Genomic DNA, 13,840 nt, shown 5'->3' on the forward strand with positions numbered 1-13,840 from the left:
CGGCTTTACTCCGCCTTTTCCAGTTCGCTGCCCAGCGGCGGCATATTGTGGCCCAGCAGGCGCAGCATGTCGGCCGCGCAATCGAGCACGTTGGACCCCGGCCCATAGATGCCCTGCACCCCGGCCTCGCGCAGGAATTCATAGTCCTGCGGCGGGATGACGCCGCCCGCCACGACCTTGATGTCGGGCCGTCCGGCCTCGCGCAACAGGTTGATAAGTTGCGGGATCAGCGTCTTGTGGCCTGCGGCAAGCGAGGAGGCCCCTACCGCATCGACGCCCTTTTCCAGCGCCAGCGCGCAGGCTTCTTCGGGAGTCTGGAACAGCGGGCCGGAGGTCACGTCAAAGCCCATGTCGGTAAAGGCCGAGGCGATGACATTGGCGCCGCGATCATGCCCATCCTGCCCCATCTTGGCCACCAGCATGCGGGGCTTGCGCTCCAGACGGCGGGAGACGGCCTCGACGCCGTCGAGGATCTGTTGATAGCGCTCATCGCCCGCATAGGCCGCGCCATAGACGCCCTTGACCGGGGTGGGCACCGTGCCGTGGCGGCCGAAGACCTCCTCCATCGCGCTGCTGATTTCGCCCAGAGTGGCGCGGTGGCGGGCGGCCTCGACGGCCAGCGCCAGCAGGTTGCCGCCTTCGCGCGCGCCCTGTGTGACGGCGCGCAGAGCGGCCTGACAGGCGCCCTCGTCACGGGCGGCTTTCACCGCCTTGATCCGGGCGATCTGCGCCTCGCGCACGACATGGTTGTCGATGTCGAGCGTCTCGATCCGGTCCTCGGCGGCAAGGCGGTATTTGTTGACGCCGACGATGACATCCTCGCCCCGGTCGACGCGCGCCTGACGGGCCGCGGCTGCTTCCTCGATCATCGCCTTGGGCCAGCCTGCGCCCACGGCCTTGGCCATGCCGCCTTCGCCTTCCACGCGGTCGATGATGGCTTGCGCGGCATCGACCAACTGCTGGGTCAGCGATTCAATGTAATACGATCCACCCAGCGGATCGACCACATTGCACATGCCCGTTTCTTCCTGAATCACGATCTGTGTGTTGCGCGCGATGCGGGCGGAGAAATCGGTGGGCAGCGCAATCGCTTCATCAAGCGCATTGGTGTGGAGCGACTGCGTGCCGCCCAGCATCGCGGCCATCGCCTCGATCGTGGTGCGGATGACGTTGTTATAGGGGTCCTGCTCCTGCAAGGACACGCCGCTGGTCTGGCAATGGGTGCGCAGCATCTTGCTGCGCTCGTCCTGCGCGCCCAGCTTGGTCATGGCCCGGTGCCACAAGACGCGCGCGGCGCGCAGCTTGGCGACCTCCATGAAGAAATTCATGCCGATGGCGAAAAAGAACGAGAGGCGCCCGGCGAATTTGTCGATGTCGAGGCCCGAGGCCACGCCATATTTCACATATTCGATACCGTCCGCGATGGTGAAGGCCAGTTCCTGCACCTGCGTCGCGCCGGCCTCCTGCATGTGATAGCCGGAGATCGAAATGCTGTTGAATTTCGGCATATTGGCGCTGGTATAGCCAAAGATGTCCGAAATGATCCGCATCGACGGTTCGGGCGGATAGATATAGGTGTTGCGGACCATGAACTCCTTCAGAATGTCATTCTGAATGGTCCCGTCCAGCTTTTCGACCGGCACGCCCTGTTCCTCGCCCGCAACGATGAAGAAGGCCAGGATCGGGATCACCGCGCCGTTCATCGTCATCGACACCGACATTTCGCCAAGGGGAATGCCGTCGAACAGGATCTTCATGTCCTCGACCGAATCGATGGCCACGCCCGCCTTGCCGACATCGCCCACCACGCGGGGGTGGTCGCTGTCATAGCCGCGATGGGTGGCAAGGTCGAAAGCGACCGACAGGCCCTTTTGCCCCGCCGCCAGATTGCGGCGATAGAAGGCGTTCGATTCCTCGGCCGTCGAAAAGCCCGCATATTGGCGGATCGTCCAAGGGCGCCCGGCATACATGCTGGCGCGCACGCCGCGCGTAAAGGGCGCAAAGCCGGGCAGGCCGGGATCAACGCTCACGTCTTCCGCCGTATAGAGCGGCTTGACCGTGATCCCATCGGGCGTCTGCCAGTTCAGGTCCTTGCCCTTGACCTCTTTGGCGGCCAGCGCCTGCCAGTTATCAATGTTGGCCACGGGGCGTCTCCATGATTTCGGTGAGCTGCCCCAGCATGTCCTTGGGGTGCAGGAAGAAGATCGGCGTGCCATGCGCGCCGATGCGCGTGGGGCCTAGGATGCGCTTGCCTTGGGCGGTGAACCATGCGCGCGCGGCTTCGATATCCTCGACCTCGTAACAGAGGTGGTGCTGGCCGCCTGCGTGGTTCTTGGCGATGAAGCCGGCGATGGGACTGCTCTCGCCCAGCGGTTCGATCAGCTCGATCTGCGTGCCGCCATCGCTGCCAAGCGCGCCCGATTGCTGGGGGGTGTTGACGAAAGCGACCTTCACGCCCTGTTCGGGCATGTCGAAAGGCTCGGTGATGAGGGTGGCCCCCATCACATCGCGGTAATAGGCAATGGCATCGGCCATGGATGGCACGGCCACGCCGACGTGGTTCAAACGTCCGAGTTTCATGGCATCCTCCCCGCTTAGAGCGGAATATTGTCGTGCTTCTTCCAAGGGTTCTCCAGCGCCTTGTTGCGCAATTTGCGCAGGCCCAGCGCGATCCGCCGCCGCGTCGAATGCGGGTGGATCACCTCGTCGATGAAGCCCTTGCTGGCCGCCACAAACGGGTTGGCGAAGCGGTCTTCATATTCCTTGACCTTTTCCGCCTGCGCCTCGGCGGGCAGGCCGCGGAAGATGATCTCCACCGCGCCCTTGGCGCCCATCACCGCGATTTCGGCGGTGGGCCATGCGTAATTCAGATCGCCGCGCAGATGCTTGGAGGCCATCACGTCATAGGCGCCGCCATAGGCCTTGCGGGTGATGATGGTGATCTTGGGCACGGTCGCCTCGGCATAGGCGAAGAGCAGCTTGGCGCCGTGCTTGATGATGCCATTATGCTCTTGCGCAGTGCCGGGCAGGAAGCCGGGAACATCGACAAAGGTCAGGATCGGGATGTTGAACGCGTCACAGAAGCGTACGAAACGCGCCGCCTTCTTCGACGAATTGATGTCCAGCACGCCCGCCAGCACCAAAGGCTGATTGGCGACGACACCCACGGTCTTGCCCTCGATCCGGCCAAAGCCGCAGATGATATTACCCGCATGGCCGGGCTGGATTTCAAAGAAATCACCCTCGTCCAGCGTCTTGCGGATCACTTCCTTCATATCATAAGGCTGGGTTGCGCTGGCCGGGATCACCGTGTCGAGGCTGTCCTCGATGCGGTCCCACGGGTCGGCATTGGGGCGCTCGGGCACTTCTTCCTTGTTCGACAGGGGCAGGAAGTCGAAGAATTCGCGCGCCGTCAGCAGCGCCTCGATGTCATTCTCCAGCGCCAGATCGGCCACGCTGGTCTTGGTGCTGTGCGTGATCGCGCCACCCAACTCCTCTTGCGTCACCACCTCATTCGTCACGGTTTTGACCACATCGGGGCCGGTGACGAACATGTAAGAGCTGTCCTTCACCATGAAGATGAAGTCGGTCATGGCGGGGCTGTACACCGCGCCGCCGGCGCAAGGCCCCATAATGAGGCTGAGCTGGGGCACCACGCCCGAGGCCAGCACATTGCGCTGGAAAATCTCGGCATAGCCGCCCAGCGAGGCCACGCCTTCCTGAATGCGCGCGCCGCCCGAATCGTTAAGGCCGATGACCGGGGCGCCGACCTTCATGGCCATATCCATGATCTTGCAGATCTTCATCGCGTGGCGTTCGGAAACCGCCCCGCCAAACACGGTGAAATCCTGTGAAAACACGAAAACGAGGCGGCCGTTGATCGTGCCGGACCCCGTGACCACGCCGTCGCCGGGGATCGTATTGTCGGGCATGCCGAAATCGACGCAATTATGTTCGACATACATGTCGACTTCTTCAAAGCTGCCCTCGTCGAGCAGAACCTTGAGGCGTTCGCGTGCGGTCAGCTTGCCCTTGGCATGCTGGGCATCGATCCGCTTCTGGCCGCCGCCCATCCGGGCCGCCGCCCGCCGCCGCTCCATCTCTGCCACATTCGCGCTCATCGGCCATCCTCTTGCAAAACCACTTAACGCGCGGGATGGGCCATTCAGCTTGACCCGTCCACAGTAATGTTGCAAATTTGCAAAGGAAGAATTTGCAAAAATTAGCGAGAGGACGACATGAAAAGGCGGCTCTATGCAGGGCGATTCCTTAAAGCCCTGCGCGAGGATCATGGCCTGAAACAGGGCGCGCTGGCGCAAAGGCTGGGGATCAGCACGCCCTATCTCTCGCAATTGGAAAATGACACGCGGCCCATGACGCTGGCGCTGGCCGAAAGGGTGCGCGAGATCTTCCCGGTGGATTGGGCCGACATGGCCGAAACCCCGGTCGAGCCCATCGTCACCGAATTGCTGGAAGCCGCCGCCGATCCTTTGCTGCGCGATCTGCCCGCCGATCAGATCGAGCGCGTGGCCGACCAGTTCCCCCAATTTGCCGAGCAATTTGCCCATCTCTACCGCCTCCACAAACGCGATTCCGCCCGTCTGGCCGCGATGGACGAGGCGCTGGGGGCCGACAGCGTTTCGGGCGGGCGCCTGCCGTGGGAGGAGGTGCGCGACTGGTTCCATCTGGCCGACAATTACGTCCATCTGATCGATTCCAGCGCCGAGGCCATGGCGGGCGCCCTCTCGCGCCATCTGCCCACGCCCGATACCGCGCAATTGACCGCATGGTTCGACCGGCAGGGCATCACGCTGCGCCATCTGCCCGGTGCGCCGATCCGCCATTATGACCAATCCCGCCGCGAATTGACGCTGAATGCGGGCCAGCCCCATGAGAGCCTGCGCTTTCAACTGGCCTATCAGCTATGCGCCATCGCGCTGGCGCAGGAGATTGCCGAGACGGTGGAAAAGGGCGGCATGCGCACCCAGACCGCGCGGAATCTGCTCTCGGTGGGGCTGACCAATTATGCCGCAGGGGCGCTGCTGATGCCCTATCGCCCGTTTCGCGATGCGGCGCGGCGGCTGCGCCATGACATCGACGGCTTGCGCCAGATCTTCGGCACCAGTTTCGAACAGACCTGCCACCGCCTGTCCAACCTGCAACGCCCGCACCAGCGCGGCGTGCCGATCGCCTTTTGCCGCATCGACATGGCGGGCAATATCACCAAGCGCCACGCGGCCAACGGGTTGCAATTCGCGCGTTTCGGCGGGGCCTGCCCGCTGTGGATCGCGCATGAGGCGGTGGCTATTCCCGACCGCATCCATCTGCAAGTGGCCGAGATGCCCGAGGGGCGGCGTTTTGTGTTCCTCGCCAAGGGGCTGGTCAAACCCTCGGACGCCTATTTCCGCCCGCCGCGCCGCTATGCGGTGGTGCTGGGGTGTGAAGTCACGCTGGCCAGCGAGTTCATCTATGCCGACACGCTCAATCTGGAATGCGAGGAGGCCGTGGCGCGGATCGGCATTTCCTGCCGCATCTGCTCGCGCCACGATTGCCATCAGCGCGCCTATCCGCCCAATGACAAGGCTATCGACATCACCACCAACCAGCGCGGCTTCATCCCCTATCGCATTCTGGATTAGTATGCGGCGGTAAAGCGCGCGCGCGGGTGGTTATGGGCTTCCAGTTCATCGACCATGGCGATGGCATAGTCGGCAAAGCTGATCTTGCTCTCGCCCGCCGCGTCCACGACCAGATCGTCCTTGCCGCCGCGATAGGTGCCAAGGCGCGGCCCTTCGAAAATGAAGGCGGCGGGGGAGAAGAAGGTCCAGTCAATGTCGGCCACGCCGCGCAGGTCGTCAAGGAAGGTAATGCCCCCCATCGCCGCGCCCTTCCACGCTTCGGGGAAATCCGGCCCGTCGATCAAACGCTCGCCCGAGGGCAGCTTGAGGCTGGCCGCGCCGCCCGTGATCAGCAAACGGCCCACGCCCGCCTGACGCAGGGCGGAAAGCAGCGTTTCGGCCGACACATCGAAATGCAGCGCGCTGATGACGGCATCGACGCCTGCGATCAGGCCCGCCAGCACGGCCGGGTCCGAGGCATCGCCCTGCACCGCGCTCACGCCATCGGCGGCGGGAATGGCTTCGGGCTTGCGGGCGATGGCCACCACCTGATGCCCGCGCCCGGCCAGTTCCTTGGTGATTTCCGATCCTGCGCGGCCACTGGCGCCCAACACTGCAACTTTCATTTTCAACGCTCCTGCTTGCTTGGTTTCCAATGGTGACCAAGTGTGCTATGGAAACGCATCATGCAAGACGGCACTTTTCTTTCACCAGCTTACCTCGACGTAACCACCCTTGATGGGGCGCCGGGGGCGACCGGCAGGCGCGGCGATGTTTTCGCGCGCAATTGCCCCACGCGCCAATTGCTCGACCGGGTGGGAGATAAATGGAGCATTCTCCTGCTCGGCATGTTGGGCGAGGGCGAGATGCGGTTCAGCGCGCTCAAACGCCGGGTTGATGGCATTTCGCAAAAGATGCTGGCTCAGACCTTGCGCACGCTGGAGCGCGACGGGCTGATCACCCGCCATGTCGAACCCACTGTGCCGGTCAGCGTGACCTATGCGATCACCCCGCTGGGGCGCGAATTGCTGGGGGCGCTGCAATGGCTGATCGATTGGGCCGAAACGCGGATGGGCGCGGTGGCGCAGGCGCAGGTCGCCTATGATCTGCGGATGGCCGATTAGGCCGCAATGGCCATCTGGTTGCGGCCATTATGCTTGGCGCTGTAAAGCGCGGCATCGGCCTGGCGAAAGGCCTCTTCCACCGTCAGATCGACACTCAGCCGGGTCAGTCCCACGCTGACAGTTGCGCGCACCAGCTCGCCCACGACTGAACGCCCCTCGCTTTCGGCCAGACGGGTGCGCACACGCTCGCAAATCACCCCCGCCTGTTCCAGCGAAACATCGCGCAGCAGCACGCCGAATTCCTCGCCGCCCAGCCGCGCCACCACATCGCCCGCGCGCACCGTGCCGCACAGCAAAGTGGCGAACAGCGTCAGCATCCGGTCGCCCGTGGCATGGCCATGGACATCGTTGATCCGCTTGAAATGGTCGAGGTCGAACAGCGCCAGACAAGAGTCCCTGCCCTCCGCCACATCGCGGGCCAGCGCCCGGTCAAAGGCGCGCCGATTGGCAAGCCCGGTCAGCGGATCGGTGTTGGCCTCATGCGCCAGATTTTCGATCAGCCGCCGCCGTGCCGAATTATCGCGGATGATCGACACCGTGCCATTGGGCACACCGCGCCGGTTCAGCGTGGCGCACAGATGGCTTTCCACCCAGGTCGATCCGCCATCCTTGCCAATCACCCGGCATTCGACCGCCACCGTGCCCTCCGGCTCGCACAGCGCCTGAAAGCGGGCGTCGAACACGGCCTGTTCATCCTCGGGATGAATCAGGTCATAGGCCGAGCGGCCCAGCAGTTCCTCGGCCTGATAGCCCCACAGCCGTGCCCCGGCGTCCGACACTGAGCGTAAAGTGCCGTCAATATTGACCCGCATGATGACATCGCCGGTCCGCTCGACAATCAGACGGTGCAGCGCTTCGGCATCGCGCAGGCTTTGCATCAGGCGGCGGCGCGATTCCAGCTCTGCCGCCACCGGCAGTAGGATCAGCACCACGCAGGCGAAATAGATCTGCAACACCAGCAGCTTGGTCGACATGTCCAGATGGAGCAGCATCGTTGGCCCATGGCCTGTCATCGTACCGATCAATCCGCCGCAGATCAGCACCAGCAGCGAGGCCACCGCCCCAATCCGCCCCAGTCGGAATGTGGCCGCCACCATCGGCACCAGCGGCACGACGACCAGCGGAACGCGGCTTTGCCCAAAGGTGGCCAGCGTGGCCAGAGATACCGCGCCCAGCAGGATCAGCGCTTCGGGCAGGCGCTCACGGTTGAATTTGGTCGTATCAAGACGGCGGCGCCGCAGCACCAGAAAGATCGGCGGGGCAAAGGTGACGAGGCTGAGCGCATGGGCGCCGAACCAGTCGCGCCAGGCGATGAAAAAGGGGGTGCCCGTGGCGCCATGCGCGGCCCATGCGCCGATAAAGGCCGAGGCGGCGGGCGCGATAAACCCGGCCACCAGCAGAAAGCCGGCCACATCACGGATCGATTCAAACCGTGTGAAGCGCGGGGCGATGCGGCGCAGCAGGCTGGCGGCCAGCCATGCCTCGAATAGTCCGGCCAGCGTCAGGGGCAGCGTATAGACCCCGCCAAACCCGCGCAGGGCGATGGCCAGCGCGCCCGCCGGAAAGCATAAAAGCAGCGCCGCCGCCCAGCGCCGATGCGGCATCGCGGCCAGCGCCGAGAACAGCACCGCGCCCGCCGGCCAGACAATCGCCACCCCGCCGTTAAAGCGCGTCAGTTGCAGGGCGAGCAGCGCGCTGGCAAAATAAATCGGACACAGCAGCAGGCTCTGCCCAAAATATTTCAAGAGCAAGGCGCGGACTCGGGCACTCATGGGCGCAACCTGCCATGCAAAAGTTTAAGAAAGCATCGTCACCGCAAGCGATTCGGCAGGCCGTGCAGCCGCCGTCATGCCGCCGATGCAAAAGGCCCCGCAGCGCGGATGCGCCACGGGGCCTTTTTCCCGAAACTCGCGAAGGGCTTACTTGCCCTTGTTGACTTCCGCGACGATCTTCTTGGCGGCATCGCCCAGATCGTTGGCCGCCACGATGGGCAGGCCCGAATTGTTGAGCAGTTCCTTGCCCAGTTCGACGTTGGTGCCTTCAAGGCGAACCACCAGCGGAACCGACAGGTTGACGTCCTTGGCCGCGGCAATGATGCCCGCCGCGATGACGTCGCACTTCATGATGCCGCCAAAGATGTTGACCAGAATGCCTTCGACCGCCGGGTCCGACAGAATGATCTTGAACGCCGCCGTCACCTTCTCGGTGGTGGCGCCGCCGCCCACGTCGAGGAAGTTGGCCGGGAAGGCGCCGTTGAGCTTGATGATGTCCATCGTCGCCATGGCCAGACCCGCGCCGTTCACCATGCAGCCGATGTTGCCGTCGAGCTTGATGTAGGCCAGGTCATACTTGCTGGCTTCGATTTCGGCCGGATCTTCTTCGGTTTCGTCGCGCATCGCGAACACGTCGGGGTGACGGAACAGCGCGTTCGAATCGAAGCTCATCTTGGTGTCGAGAACCAGCAGGTTGCCGTTCACGTCTTCGACCAGCGGGTTGATTTCCAGCATTTCGCAATCGAGCGAAACGAAGGCATCATACAGTTGCTTGGCCAGCACCTGCGCCTGCTTGTTGGTGTCGCCCTTCAGCTTGAGCGCGAAGGCGATCGAGCGGCCGTGGTGCGGCTGGAAGCCCGAGGCCGGGTCGATGGTGATCGTGGCGATCTTTTCCGGGGTGTCATGGGCAACGGTTTCGATGTCCATGCCGCCTTCGGTCGACACGATGAAGGCCACGCGGCCCGTGGCGCGATCGACCAGCAGCGAGAGGTAATATTCCTTGGCGATATCGACGCCGTCGGTGACATACAGGCGGTTGACCTGCTTGCCCGCTTCGCCGGTCTGCACGGTCACCAGCGTGTTGCCGAGCATTTCCTTGGCGTGCGATTCGACTTCTTCCAGGCTCTTGGCCAGGCGGACGCCGCCCTTGGCATCGGCCGGCAGTTCCTTGAACTTGCCCTTGCCGCGGCCACCGGCGTGGATCTGCGACTTCACAACATAGAGCGGCCCGGGCAGCTGCTTGGCGCCTGCAACGGCTTCTTCAACGGACAGAGCCGGATAGCCCGCCGGAATGGCAACGCCGAACTTGGCCAGCAGTTCCTTGCCCTGATACTCATGGACGTTCATCGGTGCTTCTCGCTATTGCAGGCCTCATGGCCCTTTGGTCGGCGGCGGGCTAAGCACAGGTGGCGGGCGATGGGAAGGGAAAGATGTGCTAATCATTCTTAATTGCAAATTTTCCTGTCAGGGCCCCGCCCATGCTTGATCGCGCCCGCCTAGAGGCCATTGTCCGCCGCGCCGGAGAGCTCGCCATGGCGCAATGGCCGGGTGATAATAAAGCTCTGGAAGTTTTCGGAAAATCGGACGGAACCCCGGTTTCCAGCGCCGATCTGGCGGTCGATGCCTTTCTGCGCGCGCAATTGCACGATCTGCTGCCCAGTGCGGGCTGGCTGTCGGAAGAAACCATCGATGCGCCGAATCAGCGCGAGGGCGAACTGGTCTGGCTGGTCGACCCGATTGACGGGACGCGCGATTTCATTCGGGGGCGCACCGGCTGGGCGATCTCGGTGGCGCTGGTCAGTAACCATCGGCCCTTGCTGGCGATGCTGCACGCCCCGGCGCGCGACGAATTCTGGCAGGCCGAGGCCGGGCATGGCGCCTTTTGCAATGGCGAGCCGCTTGCCGCTTCTACGCGGGAGCAATTGTCGGGCGCGCGCGTTCCCACCCGGGTTCTTCCCGCCGAAGATGCCGATATGGCGATGGTCGAACAGCCCAATTCCATCGCCCTGCGCATCGCCATGGTGGCTGCCGACCGGGCCGATCTGGTGGCGACGCTGCGCTGGGGCTATGAGTGGGATATTGCCGCTGCCGCCTTGATCGCGCGCGAGGCGGGCGCCGCGATCAGCGATGCGCAGGGAGGCAAGCTCAATTACAACAAGCTGGACCCGCGCGTGTTTGGCGTGGCCGTGTCGGCGCCTGCAATCCATGCCGATCTGATCGAGCGTCTGGCCGAGCGCGCGCATCTGCTGTCGCAGCGGCGATAAAGCGAAGCGCCCATGAAAAAAAGGCGGCCCGTTGCCGGACCGCCCCTTTTCGCCATTCCTGAAACGCTTAACGCTTCGAGAACTGGAAGCTCTTGCGAGCCTTCGCCTTGCCGTACTTCTTACGTTCGACAGCGCGCGAGTCGCGGGTCAGGAAGCCAGCGGCCTTGACCACGCCGCGCAGCGCGGGTTCGAACTTCGAGAGAGCCTGCGAGATGCCGTGCTTGACGGCGCCGGCCTGACCCGAGAGGCCACCACCCTTGACGGTGGCAATAACGTCGTACTGGCCCGAACGGTCAGCCACGCCGAAGGGCTGGTTGATCACGAGGCGCAGGGTCGGACGAGCGAAGTAAACTTCCTGATCGCGACCGTTGACGGTGATCTTGCCGGTGCCGGGCTTGATCCACACGCGGGCCACGGCGTCCTTACGACGGCCGGTGGCATACGAGCGACCCTGGGCGTCGACTTCGCGAGCGCGCAGCGGGGTGGCAGGAGCAGCGGCAACCGGAGCTGCGGTGCCGATTTCGGCCAGAGCGGAGAATTCTTCAGACATTACGCACCAACCTTGTTCTTGCGGTTGCGGGCAGCGACGTCCAGCACTTCAGGCTGGTTGCCGGCGTGCGGGTGCTCGGCACCAGCGTAGAGGTGCAGGGCGCGCATCTGCTGACGGCCCAGCGGGCCGCGCGGGATCATGCGTTCCACAGCCTTTTCCAGAACGCGCTCCGGGAAGCGGCCTTCCAGAACCTTGGCAGCGGTCACTTCCTTGATGCCGCCGGCGTAACCGGTGTGCTTGTAGTACACCTTGTTCTTCAGCTTGTTGCCGGTCAGACGCACCTTGTCGGCGTTGATCACGATGACATGATCGCCGGTGTCGACGTGGGGCGTGAAGGTGGGCTTGTGCTTGCCGCGCAGCGTGTTGGCGACGATGACGGCAAGGCGGCCGAGCACCAGACCTTCGGCATCGATCAGATGCCACTTCTTTTCCACCTCAGCCGGCTTGACCGACCGGGTGACCTTGGTGAGAGCCTTCATGGCTTTGGTTCCCGTATAAATGACGACCCCGCCACGCTGTCGCGGCGGGGGGTGTGGCGGGCCTAATGTTGCAAACGGCCCCAAGAGTCAAGCATTCTGGGCTTTTTAGGGCACGGTAAAATAATACCGTGGCTTTTTCACCCCTTCAGCCCCCCCAGCCAAGCCATGGTTGCGGGCAGCGAGAGCGGACATTCCCAGCCCAGAATCGCAGGCTCTTCATAAGGGTGCAGTTCGGACAGACGCTCGATGCACCTCTCGCGTAGATCCGCATTGGTCTTGAAGAGTACGCCGACCTCTGCCCCTTCATGCAGCGCGCCCTGCCATGCATAGACCGATTCCATCGCGGGCAGGATATTGGCGCAAGCCGCAAGGCCCTCCTCGACCAGCGCGCGTGAGGCCGCCTTTGCGCTCTGCGTATCGGGAAAGGGACACCAGATCAGCACAGGAACAGGTAAGCTCATGACCAGCGCTCGCTGCCCAGCGCATGCATGCCCCAGACCGTGGCCACCACCAGCAGTGCGCCCACCAGTTGATGCGCCACCGCCAGCGGGATCGACACGCCGCTCATCACCGTGGCAATGCCCAGCAGGATCTGCGTGCCAAACGCGCTGTGGATGGCGATCGAAGGCTCACGCCGCCCCCGCTGTTTCAGCGCCCGCGCCAGCATCACCAGCACGCCGACCACCACCCACGCCCACCAGCGATGCAGGAAATGGACAATCGCCGGATCGTCGGTGATCGCCTGCAGGAAAGTCTCGCCGCTCTGAGTCGGGCCGGGCCAGATATGGCCGTTCATCAGCGGCCATTCATCGGTCACATGCCCCGCGCGCAGGCCCGCCGTGAACGCGCCCCAGATCAGTTGTACCCCCAGCACCGCGCCCGCCAGCGCGCCCAGACCCGTCAAGCGGCTGCGCTTTTGTCCACGCGCCAGCGCCTGCAGATCGAGCGCCGTCCATACCAGCCCGGCCAGCGTGAAGAGCGCCACGCCCAGATGGGTGGCCAGCCGCAGGTGGCTGACTTTTACATCATGGGCGATGCCCGATTTGACCATCCACCAGCCGACCGCCCCCTGCAATCCGCCCAGCGCCAGCAGCGCGACGAGGCGTCCATGATAGCCCGCCGGAATTTGGCGCCGAATCCAGAAAATCGCCAAAGGCAGCGCAAAGACCATCCCGATCCCGCGCGCCAGAAGCCGATGCACCCATTCCCAGAAGAAGATCGCCTTATAGGTGGCCAGAGTCATGCCCGCCGGACCGTTGATCAGAATATATTGTGGCGTGGCGCGATATTTGGCGAATTCGGCCTCCCATGCGGCCTGCGTCAAAGGAGGCAGGGCGCCGCTGACAGGCTTCCACTCGGTGATCGAGACGCCCGATTCGGTCAGGCGCGTGATCCCGCCCACCACCACAATGCCCGCCACCAGCACGGCCACGGCCCAAAGCCAGCGCGCCACCAGCAAGGGACGGGCGTTGGAGGCTTGTTTCATTCCTTGATCCTGCGTTCTGGGCCATGCCTGCGTCGGGCAGGGGCGGCGGCCTTGATCCAATGAATGGCTTTTTATCGCAAGTGCCTGTCCGGGGCGGTTTTAAAAAAATGATCGGGCTTGAAAAAACGTAATCCCTTGCCAGATGATACATTATCACATATCGGAGCCTGCATGTTCGTCCCCGCCCTTGCCCTGATTCGCGCCCGGCTCGACCGCCTGGGCGTTGCGCTTTCGGCCCTGTGCCTGATCCATTGCGTATCGGGTGTGGTGTTGGTGGGCTTGCTGGGGATTGGCGGCGGGGTGCTGCTTGATCCGCGGGTGCATGAATATGGGCTGGCGGCGGCGATTGCGATTGGCGCGCTGGGTCTTGGCGTTGGTGTGGCGCGGCATGGGCGGCGTGAGCCTTTGATTATGGGCTGCGCGGGGCTGGTGCTGATGGCGGCGGGACTGGTGGTGCCGCATGGCCTGCCCGAAGTGGCGATGACCATGCCGGGCGTCATTCTTCTCGCTTTTGCCCACATCCGGAACTTGCGCCACGCGGCCTGAC

Annotated in this window: 14 protein-coding genes; 4 read left to right on the forward strand and 10 right to left on the reverse strand. The window is 63.7% G+C overall.

What is annotated here, in order from left to right; translation table 11 throughout:
- Positions 1–5: 5 nt before the first annotated feature.
- Genes scpA through FHW96_RS08455 form a run of 3 tightly spaced genes read right to left on the reverse strand, consistent with a single transcriptional unit; the run spans position 6 to position 4,121 of the window.
- On the reverse strand, positions 6–2,144 hold the full coding sequence (scpA, locus tag FHW96_RS08445; RefSeq protein ID WP_172340114.1) for a methylmalonyl-CoA mutase: 2,139 nt from the start codon (positions 2,142–2,144) through the stop codon (positions 6–8).
- A complete protein-coding gene (mce, locus tag FHW96_RS08450) occupies positions 2,131–2,580 on the reverse strand; it encodes a methylmalonyl-CoA epimerase (protein WP_172340115.1) in 450 nt (149 codons plus the stop codon). The genes scpA and mce overlap by 14 nt, the downstream gene beginning before the upstream one ends.
- 14 nt (positions 2,581–2,594) lie before the next feature.
- On the reverse strand, positions 2,595–4,121 hold the full coding sequence (locus FHW96_RS08455) for an acyl-CoA carboxylase subunit beta (protein WP_168603334.1): 1,527 nt from the start codon (positions 4,119–4,121) through the stop codon (positions 2,595–2,597).
- Between the two features lie 117 nt (positions 4,122–4,238).
- Between FHW96_RS08455 and FHW96_RS08460 the strand changes: the two genes are divergently transcribed.
- A complete protein-coding gene (locus tag FHW96_RS08460; protein ID WP_172340116.1) occupies positions 4,239–5,639 on the forward strand; it encodes a short-chain fatty acyl-CoA regulator family protein in 1,401 nt (466 codons plus the stop codon).
- On the opposite strand, the gene FHW96_RS08465 is transcribed toward FHW96_RS08460, so the two are convergent.
- The gene (locus FHW96_RS08465) at positions 5,636–6,244 is read right to left on the reverse strand and encodes an NAD(P)-dependent oxidoreductase (RefSeq protein WP_172340117.1); all 609 of its coding nucleotides are present in this window, start codon (positions 6,242–6,244) and stop codon (positions 5,636–5,638) included. The two genes, FHW96_RS08460 and FHW96_RS08465, sit on opposite strands and share 4 nt — an antisense overlap.
- A 60-nt stretch (positions 6,245–6,304) precedes the next feature.
- Here FHW96_RS08465 and FHW96_RS08470 point away from each other — a divergent pair, with 60 nt between their 5' ends.
- On the forward strand, positions 6,305–6,742 hold the full coding sequence (locus tag FHW96_RS08470) for a helix-turn-helix domain-containing protein (protein WP_172340118.1): 438 nt from the start codon (positions 6,305–6,307) through the stop codon (positions 6,740–6,742).
- Here FHW96_RS08470 and FHW96_RS08475 read toward each other — a convergent pair.
- Positions 6,739–8,514: a sensor domain-containing diguanylate cyclase gene (locus FHW96_RS08475; protein WP_172340119.1), complete on the reverse strand. Its 1,776-nt coding sequence runs from the start codon at positions 8,512–8,514 to the stop codon at positions 6,739–6,741. The two genes, FHW96_RS08470 and FHW96_RS08475, sit on opposite strands and share 4 nt — an antisense overlap.
- Before the next feature lie 147 nt (positions 8,515–8,661).
- Positions 8,662–9,861 (reverse strand): ADP-forming succinate--CoA ligase subunit beta, encoded by a 1,200-nt coding sequence (gene sucC / locus FHW96_RS08480; RefSeq protein WP_172340120.1) that lies wholly within the window; start codon positions 9,859–9,861, stop codon positions 8,662–8,664.
- Between the two features lie 131 nt (positions 9,862–9,992).
- Here sucC and FHW96_RS08485 point away from each other — a divergent pair, with 131 nt between their 5' ends.
- Entirely contained in the window at positions 9,993–10,778 is a 786-nt protein-coding gene (locus FHW96_RS08485; protein ID WP_172340121.1) for a 3'(2'),5'-bisphosphate nucleotidase CysQ, read from the forward strand.
- 67 nt (positions 10,779–10,845) lie between these two features.
- Here FHW96_RS08485 and rpsI read toward each other — a convergent pair whose 3' ends face one another.
- The 4 genes from rpsI to FHW96_RS08505 all read right to left on the reverse strand — a co-directional run bounded on the left by rpsI (position 10,846) and on the right by FHW96_RS08505 (position 13,293).
- On the reverse strand, positions 10,846–11,328 hold the full coding sequence (gene rpsI, locus FHW96_RS08490; protein WP_172340122.1) for a 30S ribosomal protein S9: 483 nt from the start codon (positions 11,326–11,328) through the stop codon (positions 10,846–10,848).
- Entirely contained in the window at positions 11,328–11,807 is a 480-nt protein-coding gene (rplM, locus tag FHW96_RS08495) for a 50S ribosomal protein L13 (RefSeq protein WP_172340123.1), read from the reverse strand. Before rplM ends, rpsI begins: the two co-directional genes overlap by 1 nt.
- A gap of 137 nt (positions 11,808–11,944) precedes the next feature.
- Positions 11,945–12,268, reverse strand: a complete 324-nt coding sequence (gene cutA / locus FHW96_RS08500; protein ID WP_172340124.1) for a divalent-cation tolerance protein CutA — start codon at positions 12,266–12,268, stop codon at positions 11,945–11,947.
- Complete coding sequence (locus FHW96_RS08505) at positions 12,265–13,293, reverse strand: COX15/CtaA family protein (RefSeq protein ID WP_172340125.1); 1,029 nt, start codon at positions 13,291–13,293, stop codon at positions 12,265–12,267. Before FHW96_RS08505 ends, cutA begins: the two co-directional genes overlap by 4 nt.
- A 171-nt stretch (positions 13,294–13,464) precedes the next feature.
- Between FHW96_RS08505 and FHW96_RS08510 the strand changes: the two genes are divergently transcribed.
- A complete protein-coding gene (locus FHW96_RS08510; protein ID WP_172340126.1) occupies positions 13,465–13,839 on the forward strand; it encodes a MerC domain-containing protein in 375 nt (124 codons plus the stop codon).
- The last annotated feature ends 1 nt before the right edge of the window (position 13,840 follow it).

It is taken from the genome of Novosphingobium sp. SG751A (assembly GCF_013149295.1).
GTDB lineage: Bacteria > Pseudomonadota > Alphaproteobacteria > Sphingomonadales > Sphingomonadaceae > Novosphingobium.